General features: G+C 58.9%; 3 protein-coding genes. All 3 read right to left on the bottom strand.

Annotated features, from left to right (window positions below):
• Positions 1–28: 28 nt before the first annotated feature.
• Entirely contained in the window at positions 29–17,743 is a 17,715-nt protein-coding gene (locus ACFER_RS01060) for a leukotoxin LktA family filamentous adhesin (protein ID WP_012937599.1), read from the bottom strand.
• A gap of 12 nt (positions 17,744–17,755) precedes the next feature.
• On the bottom strand, positions 17,756–19,426 hold the full coding sequence (locus ACFER_RS01055; protein WP_012937598.1) for a ShlB/FhaC/HecB family hemolysin secretion/activation protein: 1,671 nt from the start codon (positions 19,424–19,426) through the stop codon (positions 17,756–17,758).
• A 203-nt stretch (positions 19,427–19,629) separates the two neighbouring features.
• A complete protein-coding gene (locus ACFER_RS01050) occupies positions 19,630–20,238 on the bottom strand; it encodes a porin family protein (RefSeq protein WP_012937597.1) in 609 nt (202 codons plus the stop codon).
• Positions 20,239–20,258: the final 20 nt, after the last annotated feature.

The following is a 20,258-nucleotide window of genomic DNA, read 5'->3' as shown; positions in this document are numbered from 1 at the left end:
CCTCTGGGGCTGCTTCCGCTGCTTTTCCTTACACTTCTTCCACGGTGATTTCACCGTTGGCCGGCTGGGATACCGCCTGGGACCCATCCACCAGATCATACCGGCTGGAATAAGTCAGTTCCGGATGGAAGCAGGGAGTCCAGAAGTTGCTGAAGTCCCGGTCTTCCATGGTACGGGTCCAGTTGGTCTCGCTGTACCGCTGGTTGTACACGTAGTTGTGAGGATCCAGATCCACCAGGTTGCCGTTGCTGAACTGGGTGTGACCCTGCCGGTCGAACAGCAGGTACATCCACCGGTCGCCCCGGCCTGCCTCAGCCAGCCACTGGCTCAGGTTCTCCTGGGGCCGGCCCAGCTTCGTGTTGATCCAGTACACACTGTGCACCCGTTCATCGGTGCGCGGGGTGGTCCCGAAAACATCGGTGATCATGGTGCCGTTGCTGAAGGTGGCCTTGTCCAGTACGAACAGCTTATCCAGCTGCAGCGTCCCCTGGCTGGTCTTCACGGCACCGTTGCGGACCCACAGGTGCGGAATCCGCACCCCATGGGCCGCCTTGATGTCGCCGATGGTCAGGCTTTCCACCGGTGCGGCCTGATCGGCCCCGTCCACATCCAGGGTCAGGGTGCTGCTGGCGCCCGGTCTCTGGCTGATTTCCGCCACATGGATGGTGGACCCGGACAGGGACAGCCGGCTGCCGGCTTCCATATGTTCGATGGCCGTGGTCTTCTGGGGATTCTTCACATAAACCGCGATCAGATCCCCGTTGATGGTATCCAGGTACAGGCTGCCGTCTTCCACTTCCACGCCGGCCTTCTTTCCGGCCAGCAGGGAATACAGATCCACGTCGCCCACGCCCGTATGCTTCAGGGTGATGTTGCCGCTGCCGGCTTCCACCACAGCCCGGTCGCCGCCAGTCTGGCGGTGGCTGTCTTCCATATTGCCTCTGCCGGTGATGGTCATGGACACCTCCCCGTCTTTGGAGGTGACATGGATGTCTTCCACCTTCTGGGAGTCATTGCCTTCGAACCGGATGGAACCGTCGTTGGTGGCGAACCGGAGGTCCCCACCGCCGGTCACATCCTGCCGCAGGGTGATGGTGCCTTCCTGCCGGGTCCGGGCATCCAGGTTCCGGCCGGCCTCCACCCTGCCGTCAAAGGTGATATCACCCTGGCTGGCGGAAGCGGTCAGATCCCGGCCGGATTCCACATTGCCCTGGAAGACGATGCCGCCGTTCTGGGTGCTGGCCTGGAGATCCCGTCCAGCCTGCACATTGCCGCCCATGGTCACACTGCCGTTGTCGGACTGGAGAATGGCATCGCTGCCGGCTTCCAGTTTCCCTTTCACCAGCACATCGCCGCTGCCCGTCTTCACAGTGGCGTCACCCGTCTTCGCTTCCACCTGCCCGTCGATGGTCACATCGCCATTCTGGTTCTTGATGGTGGCAGCCGTACCGCTCTGGACATCCCCGGTTACGACAAGATCGCCGTCCTGCTGGTTATCCATGGTGATGCTGCTGCCCGCCGTGGCATTGCCGTTCTGGCGGAGGCCCTTCTGGGCTGTCAGTTCGATGGAACCGTTGGTAGCGGTCAGGCCGCCGCCGTTGGTCAGCATCATGCCGGCGTCCATGGTGAGATCCTGACCGGCTGTCACGTCCTTATCGTTGGCCATGCTGCCGCCGGATTTCAGTTCCACACCCTGTCCGCCCGTCACGGCACCCTGGTTACCCAAGTCGGTCTTTGCGTCCATGGTCACATCGCCGCCTTTGGCTTCCACATCAGCCTGGTTGGCGATGCTGCCGGTATCGGATTTCATGCTCACAGAGGTACCTGCCTGTACTGCGCCCTGGTTGAGGAGTTCCTTCTGGGCTGTCAGGCCGACGGCACCATTCTCAGCCGTAAGATCGTCACCGTTGGTCAGCGTCGTGCCGGCGTCCATAGTGAGATCCTGACCGGCTGTCACGGCCTTATCGTTGGCCATGCTGCCGCCGGATTTCAGTCCCACACTCTGGCTGGCCGTTACCGCACCCTGGTTACCCAAGTCGGTCTTTGCGTCCATGGTCACATCGCCGCCTTTGGCTTCCACATCGCCTTTGTTGGTGATGCTGCTGGCAGCGGAGGTCATGGTCACAGTGGTACCTGCCTGTACTGCGCCCTGGTTGAGGAGTTCCTTCTGGGCCGTCAGTTCGATGGAACCGTTGGTGGCGGTCAGGCCGCCGCTGTTGGTCAGCATCGTGCCGGCTTTCATCTTCAGGTTCCGTCCAGCGGTCACTGCCTGTTCGTTGGCCATGCTGCCGCCGGAAGTCAGTTCTGCATCCTGGCTGGCTTTCACCACGCCCTGGTTGTGCAGGTCGGTCTTGGCATCCATGGTCACGTCCCCGCCTTTGGCTTCCACATCAGCCTGGTTGGTGATGCTGCCGGTATCGGAGGTCAGTTCCACACTCTGGCTGCCCGTCACGGCCCCTTTGTTTTGCAGGTCGGTCTTGGCGTCCATGGCCACGTTACCGTCTTTGGCTTCCACATCGCCGTTATTGGTGATGCTGCTGGCAACGGAAGTCATGGTCACAGAGGTACCTGCCTGTACTGCGCCCTGATTGAGGAGTTCCTTCTGGGCTGCCAGTTCGATGGAACCGTTGGTAGCGGTCAGGCCGCCGCCGTTGGTCAGCGTCGTGCTGGCTTTCATCTTCAGGTTCCGTCCAGCGGTCACTGCCTGTTCGTTGGCCATGCTGCCGCCGGATTTCAGCCCTGTATCCTGGCTGGCTTTCACCACGCCCTTATTATGCAGGTCAGTCTTGGCATCCATGTTCACATCCCCGCCTTTGGCTTCCACATCGCCTTTGTTGTTGATGCTGCCGGTATCGGATTTCATGCTCACAGAGGTACCTGCCTGCACGATGCCCTGGTTGAGGATATCATTGGCCGCCGTCAATTCCACCTTGTGGGTGGCTATCAGGCTCTTGTTGATCATGCCCTTGGTGGAGTTCAGGATGATGTCGTCCCCGGTCAGGCTGTCTTCATTCTCCAGGGCCCCGACTGCCTGTTCATGGAGCCGGCCGCTGCCTACGGTGAGGGTTCCCGTAGTCTTCAGATCAGCCTCGTCATTGACCAGGCTGATGCCTCCCGCAGCCGTCACCGGTCCGTTGACGGTCAGGTTGTTCACCGCACCGTTCTCGTAGTTGCGAACGGTGACATTCTTTGCCTTGCTGTCAGTGTCAAAGGAAACGGTCAGGTCTTTGCTGCCGCCGCTGCCAATGATCACATCGGTGGCATCGCTGCCGTTCTTCACGGTCACGGTCTGGAAGTCGTTGAACTTCGGGTTATCTGCAAGTCCGGCACCACTGTCGAGAGAAATGCCAGAAGCCGAATCAACAGAAACCGTCTTTGCCGTGATGGCATGGGCTGCCGTCTGGTTGATGGAACCGCCGGCCTTCAGTTTCAGCGTAACAGCAGTGAGGTTGCCGTTTTTCAGGTCGATTTCTCTGTCACTGGACAGATTCACCGTATCTGCCTGCACCTGACTCACAAGCATCGACGCTTCTTCATTGTCCCCAAGGCTCAGGTCGGTTTCAGCCGCCACAGCAATCGTATGGCCTGGACTCGTTTTCACCGTGCCGAGCAGGAAAAGACCGTCCTGTTCCCCGGCCTTGCTCTTGCCAGCCAGGTAAATATTGCCATCTTTCGCTTCGGCATTGATGGTTGCGCCATTCCCCAGGATGCGTACGCCGCTGTCCTTTGCACCGATGCCGCCCTCTGCCTTCAAATCAAGTAGTCTGCCGGCATTGAGGTAAGCCTGTGCCGATGCGTCAGGACTCATGGCGATATCCTTCTTGGAGGCCAGCACCATATCCTTGCCGGCATAGAGCCCGGAAAGCTGCAGATTGTGATTGCCCACACTGCTGATATACATGCTGCCGTCTGTCAGAGCAGACAGGCTGCCCGTCAGGTCGACGTCAATTGGCTTGCCCGCCGCCCCGATGTCAGCACTGCCGCCTTCGAGAATCAGATTCTTTCCGTTCAGGTTGGCACTGCCATCCGTCAGGGAGTTGGTCACGCCGGCTTTGCCCAGAACGCGGATATCACCTGTGCTGGTCGTTACCTTGCCCAGTTTCAGGACAGTATCCTTGTTCTCGCCGAAGGTACGGCCGGCCACATAGATATTGCCGTCGGATTGGATATTCAGTTCACCTTTGGCTTCGATGCCCACAGGCACCTTGCCGTAGATGCGGAACACATTTTCACCCTTGTCATTCTTGGTATAGCCCACATCGGAAACATTGGCGTTGACAACCTTCTTCAGATCGTCGAGCCGTTCATCCGTGGTGATACCTTTGACCAGAACATCTTCGGCCGCTTTGTCAGATCCAATGTTCTTCGCGTGGAGCGTGATATTCTGACCAGAGATGTTCGCCTGCTTGAGTTCTGTATCCGTGCTGCCCTGTTGCTTATTGACGATGGCATCGCTGATGGCATAGAGCAGTTCATTTTCGGTCCAGCCGGCACCGGCCTTCTGCAGATCAGCCAGATGATTCTTGGCTGTATCGCTTTCAGCCAGGTAGTCGTCAGCACTCGTATAATCGCCATAGCGGTCTTTCAGGACCTGATAGTTAGCATCTGTTTTGGCTGCTTCTTCATCTTTTTCATAAACAGATTTCAATTTCAAGTACTGGGCAAATTCAGACTGGACACCGGCCTTGTATTCAGCCACATCTTCTGCCTGTTTCTGCTTGTACTGTCCATCGCCTTCGATCAGGCCGAGGTCTTTCCAGCCCTGGATGAGGTTTGCCGTATTGCCGCGGTCGATGGTATCGCCGCTGGGCAGGGCGTCGATGATGCTGCCCGTCGCATCCAGCTTCACATCACTGTCCGTCGATTTGATGATGCCGACACGCATATCGCTGTCTTCTGCCAGATGGATATTGCCTTTGGCCGTGACGTTGACACTGCTGGAAAGCGGGTTCAGCGCGTCCACAGCGGTATCCGGTGTTTTCACCTTCAACGCCGCCGTATCTGTGCCGATGCTTCCCTGACGGCTCACGAGGTCAATGCGATGGCCCTCGACAGCCACAGCCGTGCCGTTCTGGGTCAGATTTCCCAAAACAGTCAGGCTGACATCACCATTCGTGTTCTTCGCCTGAACGAGATCGACATGACCCGCTTTGCCATAGGCACCATCAACGGTGATATTCATATTGCCGCTACCGGTATTGGCCGCGTCGAGTTTCACCGTATCGCCAAGAGACTCGATGGCAATATTCGTCAGGCCGTTTTTGGCACTGAGCTCGATGTTGTCACCCTTGAGCAGGCCGCCATTCTGGTTGATGGCACCGTTCTGCGAGGTGATGGTGATGGTCGAGCCCGCACCGCTCTGGCTGGACTGGATCTTGCCGGCCAGGGTGACACCAGCCTTGCTCGTCACATTGATGGCCGAATTGCCATCCTGATTGCCAAGGAAGCCGATATTGATGCCGTGGTCCGCCTTGACACTGCCCACATACTGCTGGGCCGTACCCGTGTTGGTATCCCATTCTGTGCGTTCCCAATGGAACCAGCCCAGGAAGCCTGTCTTCCAGCGCTTGGTGACCACTGGCTGCGTCCGGTCATTGTTCAGGACGACATTGTCGTAAACAAAGACATACTGTTTGTCTTTATTCGTGAGACTGCTCGTATCGATATAGACGCCGTTATCATTGGTAAAGGTATTGTGACCCATATCCTGCGGCGTAATTTCCTGTTCATACTTTGCCAGTTCCGTTTCATCCAGCGTCGTGACAGCACCCCAGAGACCGGCTTTATGGTCATGCTTGTAGTGTTTCCTCGTCGTGACTTTCTGGCCGCTGGTCCAGTTGTAGCGCAGATTCTTCTGCGGATTGTACTGCGAAGAAGCCCCGCTAGTGCTGAGAACCTTCCAGTCGCCTGTGGTCTTATCCCATTTTGTCAGGTCCTTGACTACCGTGCTGCCGCGGGTGTATTCCGTGAGCCGATTGGTAGAAGAGTCGGCAATGCTGATCAGGCCGTCATTCTTGTTGCTGATGAGTTTGCCCACCTGCAGATCCGTTTTCGTAGGATTGGTCACGCTGATATCATAGGCGCCATCCAGCGCAACGATTTTCCCATTGCCCGTGCTGGAAATGCGGCCGCTCAGATAAATCTTGCCGCCGTGGGCATCGATATCGGGAATGACCAGTTTCTGCGTCGACGGGTTGTAGTAGACATCGGGCTGGTACTTGTAGGTGCCGTCCGTCTGCAGGACTTTGCCACCCGGTTGTACGAGATAGTACGTCCCTGTCGTGATGACCGCATCGGACAGATCCTGTTTTCCCATACGCGCCCAGCTGCGATCCAGCTTCTGGACTTTCGACGTGACTGCATCGGCAACGGTGACTTCGTATTTGCCATAGCCGCTCTGGATCAGGCCATTGACATTGATGTCCGACGCATTGATGTAGATGTTATCACCGGCAATGCGCGAACCGCTGCCGTTGAGCACATCATCATGCGTCCGGTCTTCCCGATGGACACGGGAGGTGTTTTCATAGCCATAGGCTTTGTTGAATTCATTTACTTCGCTGTTGAAATACTTGTCTTTGTACAGCTCTTCCGGGTTGCCGCCGATGTTGACGATCCCCTGGGTAAAGCCCTGGCTGATGCTCTTGCCGGCCGTCAGGTGGATTTCCTTGCCGTTGACTTCCGCCGTGCGGTTGCCTTCGCCCTGCAGGAGGATGCTGTAGTTCTTGTTCTCTACATTGACGACACCATTTTCCGCCTCCACATTGCCGTTGATTTCGATATCGGCCTTCGGGACGAGTTCGGCATCGACTTTCTTGCCCGTCTTCTTGCCCTTTGCATCGACTTCATCAATCTTTGCCTTGATGGCAGCCGTGCCGTAGTCACTCTTGATGGTGACTGTTCCACCGGTACTGGTGGCAGCATCGGTGCTGACCGTCAGGTTGACGGCAGCGGCTTCATCCTGATTGGCACTCTTGATGACGGCAGCAGCGTCCTTGGCCAGGGACTGGCCGTTGTAATGGATTTCACCGCCCGGATTGACTGCCTTCACATCCCCCACTTTCAGATAAAGATTCGTATGGTTTTCCACGGTGACTTCCGGACTTCCCTGTGCCTTCAGCGCACCGGCGCCCTTCAGGCTGCCTGCTTCCACCACGATATTGCCGCCCGAAGCGACGATATCCGGCAGGACGATGGTATCCACCGTAAGCCCACTGACAGGCACCAGATACTCCTTGCCGTCTGGCCCGATTGCCTTAGAAAGAAGGCCGAGGTTGTCGAGTTCGTTATAGATGCGCGTCTGCTCATCCTGGTAGCCTTTCAGAGCCGTCAGGTCCTTGCTGTCACTGTACTGACTGATCAATGTAGCCAGTTCATAGTAGCGTGCCATCAGGGCATTGGCGTAATCGATGCGCGCATAAGTGATCTTTGCCGTATCGATACCGCTCGAAGCGTCAATCGTTGGCCGCTGGACAGCCTTTTCCTGTCCTTTGACGGCTTTGACGGCGGCCAGTTCATCGTTGTCCAGGACAACAATCTGTCCCGACCCGCCGATGACAATGTTCTGCTTATTCTGTGCGCCGGCCGTCACCTTGCCGTCAATCTGTACATAGTTATCCGTCTTATCGTTGATGCTGTCGGACTTCTTACCCACAGACGTACTCGTGAAATTTTCCTTGGCATCGCTGTGATACCAGGTGTACTTCACAGACTGCTCCCGCAGGTATTTATCGGCTTCATCTGCATACGCATGGATATGGCGTACACTGGAGACTTCGGCGCCCTTGCCGACGACGACCTGGTTGGCCTGTGTCAGGGTATCCTTGAATTTCGGAACGGCTACAGAAAGCGCCGTCTTGTTGTAGGCTTCCGATTCGACAGTAAGGTCCAGGTTATCCATGACGCCATTCGCGTCTTTGCCCGCATAGAGATTGACATCATTCAGGCTGTAGACTTTGCCCTGGATATCGACTTTGTTGGTCCGCTGCAGAGTGTTCTTCACATCCGACGAAGCGCCGCCAGCGGCCCCGCCCTGGGTATCGGCTACGCCTTTGGCCGTCACAGCCCAGTCGTCCGAAGCCGACAGGGTGATATTGCCGTTCGCCGTATCCGTGCGCAGGGATGTCTTTCCATCGGTACGGATGGCATTCTGGCTGGTCAGGTTATTGTCCACATCCACCCAGGTAGCTGCGCCGGCACCGGCTGCTTTGATGTAGCCGGCCGCATTGATCTTGCCGCCCGATTCAGCTGCCAGAATCTGGCTGCCACTGCTCGTAAGGGACGCATTGCTGGCATCCACAGTGGCCGTGCGGTTCACCGTATCATTGAGCTTGGCGCCCTGCACCGCGACACCGCCATACCCGCTGCCTTCCACGGCATACGCCTTGTTCTGACCGAGATTTGCCTTGCTGTCCGCTTTGGCCGTGAGCGTGCCGCCACTAGTGATCTGGCTGCCCGTCAATACGACATCAGCAGCCCCATTGGCCGTATTATCGGCTTTGGTGGCACTGGCGCCGACGACGGCTGCCTTGGTGGCATCGGCGTTCAAGTCCATATGGTCCGTCTGGGCCGACTGGATAGCCACGTCACCGTTCACATCCCAGCTGCCCTTCAGGGTAACCTTACTGCCCGTATATGTCTTGTTGTCCACCGCACCGGCCAGGTCACCGCTGATCATGCCACCGCCGCTGCCGTCGGCCGTCGTCAGATTATGCGTCGTGCCGCTGGCATTGACGGACAGCGATTTGAGCTGTGTCTTGTCGCCAGTCAGTGTGATGGCCGCCATATTGGCATCGTTTTCCGTGCCGCTTCCCGTATAGGCCAGATTCGTGCCGCTGGCGAAAAGTCCGCCAACGGTGATGCCGCGGGCATCGGCTGCGGTCTGCGTCGCATTGACCGAGGTCACGTTCAGAGCCGTTCCCCTGTCTTTCTTGAAGGAAGCCTTGCCCAGTGTCACCTCTGTATCGATGTCCGTATTGGCTGTTGCCGTATTGACGACAGCCGTACCGCGACCGGCCGCTGCAAAGCCCTTGACCTTGGCTTCACTGTTGTTTTCTCCATTCTGGCTTTCGGCGCTGGCTGTGATTTCTGCCTTGTCAACATCGAAAGTCGTCGTGCCGTCAGCTATCTGAACGCCGGCCTCGCCTTTGGCAGAGGCCGTTGCTACAGACGCACTGGCACTGCCGAGAAGGGCAACAGAGAGGCTGCCCGTTTCCGCCGTGACAGCCGGACGGGTCGTAGCCTGCAGGCTTGCCGTCTGGCCACGGAAGACGCTGTTTTTCTTGCTGTCGCTCTGCGCGACGAGAATCTTGGATGCACCCTCGTCACTTGCCAGGGCAACGACGCCGTTGGCACCGACCAGGCCGAAGGAACCACCGTACGTTCTTGCGGACACAATATTGGCCTTATCGGCCTGCAAGTCAGCCGTTCCCTGCGCTGTTTCGAGCGTACTTCCCTTGATGGCAAGATCCGTATCACTCGTATTCTCTGCCTTGGAAACAAGGGCTCCGGCCGTCACGAGGCCTGCCGTAGCGCCGTAGACTGACGAAGCCGTCTGGGACGCGTCCGTTGCCCTCATTGTGATATCGTTGTTGTCGGAAGTCAGCGTGGAATCCACGGCTTCGACCTTCGTCTCACCGCTGGAGCTGCTCTGGGCATAGGCTGCGCTGACAGCAGCCACGCCGGCTATATTAGCCTGATACGCATCGATGGTCGTCTTGCCGCTTTGATCAGCCGTTACAGTGAGAGCGTTGTTCGCCTGCAGCGTACTGCCGCTGATGCTGACGCCGGCATCCTTCTTCGCATCGAGAACGGCAACCGTCGCACTGAGCCCCAGCGAACCCGAAACGCTGGCCGAAGCCGCCGTAATCTTGGCATCCGTCTTGCGATCCGCGCTGAGATCCAGCGTATCTGCCGTGGTGATGGCAGAGTTCGCCACAGCCACCTGGGTGCCTTTGGCATCCCTCTTGCCGGAAGAAGCAGTGACGCCGGAAGCATCGGTGCTCTTGACGCCCGTATCCGTATTGTGGAGGGTGTCCCTGACCACCTTGCTGCTGGCTGTAGTGCCATCGGCAGTGGCCGTCTTCTGAGCATCCAGGGCCGTATTGGCCTTCTGCAGCACAGCGGCGGTATCAAAGGAAGCCCCTTTGTTATCGCTGCTGCCGTAGGTATCCGCCAGTTTGGTGCCGATGGAGGTCACCATCACGTTGGCATTGATGCCCAGGCCGCCCACTGTGGCGCCCACCAGGTTCTGATCCACGTCCAGTTCTTCCCGGGAGGCAACAGCCGCTTTCCGGGCCGTGACGGTGCTCTGGTTCACCTTGGCCAGGGTGGAGGTGCCGATGGTGTTCACACCCACGCCCGTAGCAATGGCGGCACCGCCTGCACCGAGACTGGCCGCATTGAACTTGGTGGTCACCTTATTGTGGGCGTCCACGGTGAAGTCCTGATCGGCCGTCACTTTGCTGTTGTCCACCACTGCCGAAGTCTGGCTGTTCACATTGTTGACGGAAATCGTCGAAGCAGCAGCCCCCACGGAACCGGACACGCCGGCCACCACTGTGGTCACACTTGTGCTGCTGTCCGCCGCCACATTCACGGAACCGGAATCGCTCAGGCTGCTGTCTTTCTTCGCCGCAACCGTGCTGCTCACCAGTTCTGCATCCGTGGTGAAGTCATCGTTGACCACGCCCACGCCAGCTCCCACGGCACCGGAAACCATGGCCGCCGACAGCGCTGCCGAAGCGCTGACCAAAGTGGTCTTATGGTCGTGCTTGGCCGAGATTTCCAGCCCCTTGTTGGTGCTGGTGATGTTCTTCATGGTGGCGGTAACGGAGCCATCCAGTCTGGTGGCCGCTGCCGTTGCTGCTGCGGCACCTGCACCGTAGACCCCGCCAGCCCCGGCCACACCGTCCGCGTTGGTGACCACCGTGGACTGCTGGTCCGCCGTTACAGCCACATTCCGGCCGTTGACGGTCTTCTTCGCCGTATCCGTGCCGCTCAGTTCCGCAGCCGTATTCCGGCTCAGGAGCAGGGTATCCGAAGCCGCGCTGACACCGGCCCCGCCATCGGCGCCGATGCCCACGGACAGGGAGCCCACATGGCTTTCGCTCTTCGTCACATCCTCAGCCTGTACGGCCACGTCGTCGGCCGTGCTGTTATCGAGATTTTTATTGATGTCCGTATTAGTCACCGCCGCCCGGGTGGTGCCGCCAATGTTGTTGACGGTCACCGTGCCGGCTGCGCCCACGGCCACATTGTCGGAGCCGGCCAGACCGGCGGTCAGGGCCACGCTGTTCAGGGCATGCTGACCAGACGCAGTCACGACCACGCCCTTCTGCTTGTCACCCACCGTCCCGTTTTCCTTGCCCCGGGCCTCCAGGGAACTGCCTTCCACGGTGCTTTCCGTATTGCCCGTGATGGCATTGTAGCTGACGCCCATGCCCAGCCCGGCATTGCCGGCCGCACCGCTCACCGTCCCGGCAAAGTTGGTCAGATTTTCCTTCCCGCTGGCCAGTACACCGATGTTGCCGCTGCTGGTCAGGTTGCTGCCGGTCACCGCAGCCTTCACGTTATTGCCGATCTGATTCACGGCAATATTCCCCGCCAGGGCTGCCTTACCGGCCACAGCGGCGCCAAGACCGACGGACGTAATGGCCGAGTCGCCTGCCGCCTGCACGGTGGTATGTCTGTCTCTCACCGTGCTGCCGCTCAGGGCAGCCGTGGTATCCTGGTTGATCCGGTTCACGCTGACACCGGCACCGCCGGCAAAATCACCGCCGCCGGCGCCCACCACAGCCAGGCTGTTGATGGTGCTCTTGCTGTCCGCCTGGACCGTCACATAGGCGCCTTTATCCGTATCTTTATCAACCTTGCTGTCCTGTACTTCCGCCGTCACAGCCTTGTTCACCAGGGCCGTGGCAGCTGCCCCCTGGACGGCCACCTTGCCGGAACCACCCACGCCCACAGCCGCCGTGGTCAGGGTGGAACCATCCACCGCCTCGACGGACGTGGACCCGTTCTTCACATGGGTCAGGGTGGTCTTGTTCAGAGCAGCCCGGGTCTTCTGGCTGGCTTTTTCCGTGCTGGCGGAAGCACCGCCCACATCGTTGTAGGCCACGGCACCGCCCAGGGCCACCTTGCCGCTGGCACTGACGTTCCCGGCAGCAGCCACCCGCACATCGTCGCTTTCGGCTTTCACTTTCACAGCTTTGGCGCTGGTGACCGCGGTAGCTTTTGCCGTACTAGTCCCGTCTGCAGCGCGCACTTCACCCACTGCGGCTTCCGTGTCACTGCCGCCGTGGTTCACCACCACGGTCCCGTTCACGGCTGCCTTTTGGCTGGCGGCCACCGCAGCCCCCAGGCCGTAGATCTTGCCCGTATTCTTGCCTTCCACATCCACGCTCACACCGGTGGACGGCGTTTTCGCCGTTACGCTGCCGCCTGCCAGGTAGGCACCGATGTGGTTGTCCAGGCCATTGTAGGCCAGGGCGGCCCCCACGCCTGCCGTCTTGCCGTAGGCCACGGAACCGGCCACGTTCACGGCCTGGGCATTGCTGGACGCATGCACCTTCAGGTCATCCGTGGTCAGGGTGGAATCCGTCACCTGGGACTGGATCCGGTTGTCCTGATCCTGCCAGGTCACGCTGCCCATCCCGCCGAAATCCTTGGAACCGGCGGCCACACCGGCGGTCACGTTCACCGCCAGGCTGTCCGCTTCGGCCTGAGAAGTGATTTTATCCGCCGTCAGGGTGGCGCCATCGATCTTGGCCGCAAAGGTATTGTCCAGATTGGCCACGTTCACGGCTGCGCCGGCTGCATTGTCCTTGGAGCCGGCCACCACAAAGGCGGCACCCACACTGAGGCTGCCCTTGTTGCCGTCGAAGTCCACGGTTTCGCCGGCCGTATCCAGGCCGTTGTCAGCATCGGAGGTCTTGTAATAAGAAGAACCGTCCGTATCGATGCCCGCATCCTGGAGCATGGTTTCTTTCTCTTTATAATTGCCCAGCTGATCCTGATACGCCTTGGCCTCATCCGAACCGCTGGTGGTATCGTGGGCTTTCACGGCGATGGAATCTGCCGTGATGCTGGCCTTATTGGAAATGTCCGCATTTACCGTATTGTGCAGCCCGTTGTAGAGCATGGCACCGGTGAAAGCGTTGTCCGTACCGTTGCCGCCCACGGCCACGCCGGCAGAGATGGCCGCCGAAATCTGTTTGGTGGCCAGGAGGCCCTGCACCTGGGTATCCCCGATGTTGGCATAGGTACCGCCGTGGATCCCGGCTTCCAGGTTGTTGTTGATGTTGGCCACAGTCAGGCTGCCGCCGGCCGCGTTGCCACCGCCGATGGCCACGTCCGCATTGACGCCGCCGGTAACCTGCAGGTCGCTTTCGTAGGCCGTCACGTCGACGTTTGCTTTTTCCGTGGCCGATTTCCCGGTCACCGTATTGTTTTCCGCCAGGGCCTTGACGTCCTTGTCGATCAGGTTCACCGAAGCCGAAGCCCCGCCGGCAAAGTTATTGCCGGCCTGACCGCTCTTGGTAAGGGCCAGGGCCGTACCGGCCGCCACGGACGTACCGCCGCTCAGGGCTTCGATGTCCAGGCTCTTCACCCCGGTCAGGGTGCTGTTGCGCACAGCAGCTTCAATGGTATTGTCGATGGAGTTCATGCCCACGGCACCGCTGAAGGCCACACTGGTGTTGTCCTTGCTGCCCTTGCCCTTGCGCAGGGAAATGGCCGCACCGCCGCTGTAGGCCCCCACATAGGCCGTATCCCGGGCGCCCACGCTCATGGTTCCGTCGTTATTGAGTTTCACCGTGGCGCCGTCCACCACTGCCTGGGTGGTATCATCCACCAGGTTCAGGGAAAGGCTCCCGGCCCCGGCCAGGCTGAAGGAAGGCGCCGTATCCGACTTGGTGGGCACCACGGTCTGGGTACCGCCCTGACTCTTGCCGCCGGTATTCACCCAGGTGATGGCATCCTTCACTTTATTGGAAACGGTCCCGACGGCAGAAGTGACGGTCCCCACAGGATCCGTTACCTTGCCGAACAGGTTGCCCACAGTGCTCATGCTGCCTTTTTCCGGTTCCGTGCCGCTGGAGGTCACACCTCCGGCCACGCTGACGGCGTTCATCAGGCCGGTGGTCTCTGCATTTACCTGGAGGGCGGCTGCTTCGATCTGGCCTTTGTCGTCATCATCGTCGCTGGTGGTGAGGTTTTCCACGGCAGCCCGGTTGGTCACATCAATGTTGTTCACCGCCGCGGCCATTCCGGCTGCAGCGGCCCCACTCCCAGCGGACAGGGACAGGATGGCATTGTTCACGTTGGTATTGTTGTACCCGGTGATGGCAATGCTGCCCCTATGTTTTTTGGCCTCATCTTTCACGGCCTTCAGCAGGGCGTCCTTATCCACCAGCACCTGGTTGGAGCTGTCGCTGTTGGTCAAAGCCATCATGCCGCTGATGGCCGAGCCGTCCGCCTTGCCGGCAGACAGCATGACCCCGGTATGGAACACGTCGGAGCTGCTGGCAAGGGCCATATCCCCGGCCGTCAGGCTGGCGCCCTTGTCCACCTGGACCAGCGTATCATTGTCGAAATCCTGGTAGTCGAAACTGCCGCCGAGCCCCACCCCGTCCGCTTTGCCGGTGGCCGCATTGTTCAGCCAGAATTTGCTCTTGCCGGTCATGGTCACATCTTTGATGGCTTCATCGGCTTTCAGTTCCAGGGTATCCCCGGCTGTCAGCTGGGCATTCTTCCCCACTTTCACCTGGCTGTCAAAATTGAAATCCGAAACGGTGACGGAAGCCGCCGTGGCCACTGCCGTATCCTGGCCGCCCTTGGCCGAAGCTGCCGCCGAAATATTGGCATAATTGTTAGGGCTCAGGTATTCCATGGACGAGCTGACCACATCCATGGGGCTGGTCAGCAGGTTCGTGATCTTCGTCTGTACTTCTTCCTTGACCGCGCGCAGCGGGTCCTGGGCCTGGATATCCTGATAGAGCGTCATGGCCTTGTTCTGCAGTTCCAGGAACTGATTGTACAGATTCCAGCTGGTGGCCGCCAGGTTCGTCACTTCGTTGAGCGTTCCCTCCGCAGTGAGGTTCGTCCCGTCGGGGGCATGCTTCAGATAGTTGGTATAGAAAGTCGTGCTGATCCCCTCGAGGGTCTTTTCCAGGGTCACCAGCTCATCATAAAGTTCCTTGAGTTCAGGAAGCTGGCCCATCTCTTTCCAGTCCTTCATCTCTTCAGCAGCGGATTTTACGGCCTGGACACTGTCGTCCAGCCCCTTCTTGATTTCCGCCACCCGGTTGTACTCCATCCGGGTGCTGGTCTTGAGGGAAAGGTCCTTCCCTGCCTTCAGCTGGGCCTTTTTGTCCTTCGTCCCGTCTTCCACCGTCACCTTGGCCGAATTCTTCATGCCGCCGAACACGGACCCCACGGCAATGGTCACCGTATCGGAATCACTGTCCGTGTTCTTGAAGGTGCTGGTGACACCGGAAGCGGTCAGCAGGGTATCATACACCGTATTGTTGGCCGAAGCTTGCAGGGAGCCGTTCTTGGCTTCCGTCACCGAATTCTTGCCGAAATTCACCCTGGCCGTGGTCGTTTCGTCGGCCACGGTGATGGCGGCCCCGGCGGACAGGGTGTTCCCCAGGGCATCCGTCAGGGATTTGGAACTGGTGGAGCCGCTGGAAGCAGGCGTACCCGTATTCTTGGAAGCCTTGCTCAGGGCGTCCTTCACCAGGGGATTTTCCTTGACTTTCCCTACGATGCCCTGCACATCGGCAGCCTTCATGACCCCCTTCATAAGCTGGGCCTTGAACTTGCCCTGGCCCAGGTTGTTGTTGGCGCTGTGGGTATTTTCCTCCGTATGGTTGGTGGCCGTAAGGGTCACATCCTGGTCCGCCCTCACCGTTCCCTGTACGTCAATGGAGGCATCCCCATCGTGGACGATCACATCCACAGCTGCCGTACCCACGGCGGTATCCGGGGCCTGGGCGGCTGCCGCCGTGTTCAGGCTCTGGGTGGCAGCCGCGTCCATCTTCACGCTGCCCTTATCGGCTTCTGCCGTACCGTTCACCTTGATCTGGGCATTGTTGTCGCTGTTGGTCACCGCCACGGCGGCCACGATGCTGGAAGAACCGGCACCCAGCAGGCCGGCTTTAACCACCGCATTGGCACTGTTGGTCACGGAAGAAGTGGCGCTGGCCTTCACCTGCAGGGCTTCCTGCTTGTTGCCGTCGCTGTCCGTGGTATCCTTGCCGGTGGCCTTCACCTTGCCGTCGAGCTGGACGGCAGCCTTGTTGTCCGCCTTGGCATAGCTCACCCCGGCAGCCGGAATCTGGCTGGGAATCTGTTTGAGATATTTCTTGCCGGCAGCCACCGTACCGGCGGTGCCGTCCAGGTTGGCCTCAGCCTCCGCCTTCACCGTATCCCCGGTGACCGTGGCATCCTGGCCCACAGTGACGCTGGCTTCGTTTTTCAGCAGCATCACATTGGCCCCCACCGGCACCACGTAGCTGAGAGTATCCCCCAGTTTATCCGTAACGGAATTGCCGCTGTCCACATAGGTGTTGTCGGCGCTGGCCTTCATGTCCACGGCACCCTGGGCCGTCACATTCCCCTGCACATCCACTTTGGCCACGGTCTGGGCATAGCCGCTGGCATTGCTGGAATAGGTTTCCTCCCCTTCCTTGAAATAGCCGTTGGTGGCTTTGGCGGTCAGTGCAGCGTCCCCGGCAGCCGTCACAGTGCCATGGTTTTCCACGCTGGCCGTGATGGTCTTGGGGACATTGATGTCCGTGCCGCCCAAAAGCCCGGTGGTGTTCACCAAATCATTGAAGGCCTGATCCAGGCTGTTGGCCGCGTCGGACCGGGCGGACAGGACCACGTCTCCGCTGCCGTCCTTTACGGCGGTCAGCGAGGTCAGTCCACTGGCTTTCTGTTGTTCGGCGTCCAGCTTCACCAGCTGTGAGAAATCTGTAATGCCCGTATTGATGGCCGCTCCCTTTTCGATGCCGCCGGCAGCCGTACCATCGATGGTGTCTTCGGTCAGGTTCCTGCCCACAGCCACCTTGCCCGCATAGAGCTTCACATCATTGGCGGCGTTGATCTTGCCCAGCACGCTGATGGTGCCGCTGGCATTGATCCGGATGTTGGCAGTCCCGTTCTTGATGGCTTCCAGTTCCGTATCCCCATAGGCACCGGTGGCAAAGTTCCCCTTCAGGATTTCATAGGATCTCTGATCCTTATCCGTGAAATCCTGGGTCCAGGAAGGAGCCATCACATAGAGAGCCCCTGTATTGATGACACCGCCCTTGCCCACGGCCATGCCGCCGGGGCTCAGGAAGAACAGGTTGCCGCCGATCTGCTTGTTGCGGATGGCATTCAGGGTCCCGTTGATATCAATCCGGGTATCCACGAAGTTCAGCAGGTTCTGGGCTTCCCGACTGTCGTTTTCCGTATGGAAATACAGATTGGCGATTTTGCCGGCATCCAGCTGGAAATTCTTGAACTGATTGACGGCATTGTTCTTGCCGTTGTACTTCTGGGCGTAGATATTGAATACCCCATCCTTGTCCACATAGTTCGTCCCGTTGAAAGCGGTGATGCTCCCGGCCAGGGCGGTCAGGGGCTGGCTGACGAAGCTGACGCTCAGGCAGGCAGCCAGGATTCTCCGGCTCAGGTCATCCTGTTTCACAGCTTTGTACGTTTTCTTGTGTTTGTTTCTATACAAGGCGCTCATGGCTGCCCTCCTTTAAAATTGTCCGTTGACGGTGAAATGGATCCGTCCCCGGCTCTGTTCTTCTCCGTTGATGGTCCGCTGCAGCGGAAGGCCCAGGGCCACGTTCAGGGAAATTTTCTCCGTCAGGTCCGCTTTGATCCCCACGCCGGCACCCATCAGGCTCCGGTCTCCAAAGGCGCTGCTGCCCCAGATCCGGCCCCCGTCCAGGAACAGGTACCCATTCACTTTTCGCTCTTTATCCAGGGGTACACTGTATTCGGCGCTGGCGGAGAAGCCTCCGTCCCCGCCGATCAGGCTTTCCGTATAGCCCCGCACGCTGTACATGCCCCCCAGGTAGAACATTTCACTGCTGGGCAGGTACTGGGTGCTGGACAGCTGGCCGTCCAGACGGAAGGTCCACTGCTGGCCGGCTTTGTAGGCTTTCTGGTACAGGCCGTTGAATTCGTATTTGCCGAAGTTCCGGTGGTTGTCGTACAGGTCCTTGTACCGGCCCACCCGGTATCCGTGTTTCTGGTACAGCACGGAGGAATCTCCGTAGTTCAGCTGGTCGTAGTACAAAAGGCCCGTATCCACCGTATCGTCCACCCAGTGTGTCCGCAAGCCCAGGCTGGTGCCGAAGTCGGTCTGAGACCGCTGGTGGCCGTATTCAAATCCCCATTCGGACTTTTTCCGTTCCGTGGTCTCGATGGGAGCGACCAGGAAGGCTGTGGCCACGTAGGAATGGCCCCGTACCCCCAGGGCTTCGAAGGGGCCGTCGGTGATATGCACGCTGTTGGTGCTGTAGCTGAGGCCCGCCCGGGTCCCCGTCCGGTTGATGGGGGTGCTGTAGCTGCCGGCCACGGCTTTCATCCCTTCAGACCGGATGGTGCTGAGGAACAGATGGTCCCGGTTCCCGGAAAGATCCCGGTCCTGCCAGAACAGACCGGCCCGGTACAGGCCGCTGGTCTTGCTGCCGGCGTTGTCAAAGAACACCCCGGTCACCTGTTTCTGGGGTTCCTGCACTGCGATCACGTAGTCCGTGGTGCCCGGTTCCTTCCCGGCTTTCAGGGCGATCCGCAGTTGGGCATCATTGGTGGCGTTGAACCGGAGCAGGTCTTTGTTCAGTCTGTGCATGGAGGAAATCTGGCCGGGTTCGATGTGGAGCCGGTCCGTAATGTATTTCTCCCGGGTGCTCCGGTTGCCGGTGACTTCCACCTGGCCGTTCTTCCCTTCCACCAGGTCGATCTTGACCCGGCCGTCCCGGATGGTCTGGGGTGCCAGGAAGGCCCGGCAGGTCAGATAGCCTTTTTCCTGGTACAGGGCATTGATCTTGCCCACCAGGGCATACAGGTCATCCAGGGTCGCGTCCTTCCCCTCATATGCTCCGGTGATCTTCTGCAGTTCTTCTCGGGAAAGGACCTGGGATTCCGGCAGTTCCACCTGCTTCAGCAGGAAGTGGACGGCACCCTTCTGTGCTTCTTCCGGACCTTCCGCCCCTTCCACCGGTTGGGTATTCCGCCCTTCCTGGATTTTCCGGGCGATGCGCTGTCGTTCCAGGTATTGGCGGGTGCGGTTCAGTTCCACCCCGCTGTCGTTGTATCCGGCAGGATGGGCCGGGGCATTGGCTGCTGCGGTGGTTGCCCACAGGCAGGGAGCAGCCAGCAGCGTCAGCAGGATACTTGCTGTCAGTCTATGGTTCATCATAAGAGTTCTCCTCTCTCAAAGCTGGGATTCCGTTCATAGTGATTCATTATTATTATAAAAAATCACAGAGTCCTCAGAGAACTTTGGTCACAAAAGGGCGGTTTTTGGGCATAAAAAACGGGGTGTTGCATGAGCAACACCCCTGTCAACCGTCAGCTGACAAAAAAGGAGATGTCACACAAGATGTGCAACATCTCCTTTTTTTAAAACTTATACGATACCCCCACATTCACTTCGTGGGTCTTGGCGTCGATATCGCCTTTGAAATCTTTGTACTTGCTGTCGTTGTAGGATACGTTGGCTTCCCAGTTGTCGGTGAAGGCGTAGCCTACGCCCAGTTCGTACTGGGTGATGTTGTTGCCGGTACCGAACTTGGCCCAGCCGGTGGTCTTGTCGGTAATGGGCAGACGGCCCATGGCCCCCACCTGATACCCGCTGTTGTTGTCATGATAGCCGTGCTGTTTCAGACGGTTCCGTACATACCCGCCGTACCCGTACAGATACGGGTTGAACTGATACACCAGGCTGACCTGATGGGACTGGGCAGAGGCATCATGGTCCCCTTCGTGGGCCGCATACCGGTAATCCAGGCCCAGGTTGTCGGCGATCCCTACGGTGCCGCCCACCCGGTACCGGCTGTCACCGCCAAAGTCCGTGGTCTTCCCGTCCTGTTTCCATTTGAGAGTGTTGCCCACCGTGACGTTGGCATCGATTTTTGCAGCGCCAGGAGCAATCTTGGCCAGGGGAGAAGCACAGGCCACGGTCAAAGGCAGCAGGCTCAGCACTGCAGTGGCCATCATCATTTTTTTCATGGGAAATCCCTCCTTCAATG

Source organism: Acidaminococcus fermentans DSM 20731 (assembly GCF_000025305.1).
GTDB lineage: Bacteria > Bacillota > Negativicutes > Acidaminococcales > Acidaminococcaceae > Acidaminococcus > Acidaminococcus fermentans.
This window is presented reverse-complemented; position numbering and strand designations above follow the sequence as displayed.

Coding starts and splice junctions, on each gene's coding strand:
- ACFER_RS01060 (WP_012937599.1), bottom strand. CDS start 17,743: ATGAGCGCCTTGTATAGAAACAAACACAAGAAAACGTACAAAGCTGTG.
- ACFER_RS01055 (WP_012937598.1), bottom strand. CDS start 19,426: ATGATGAACCATAGACTGACAGCAAGTATCCTGCTGACGCTGCTGGCT.
- ACFER_RS01050 (WP_012937597.1), bottom strand. CDS start 20,238: ATGAAAAAAATGATGATGGCCACTGCAGTGCTGAGCCTGCTGCCTTTG.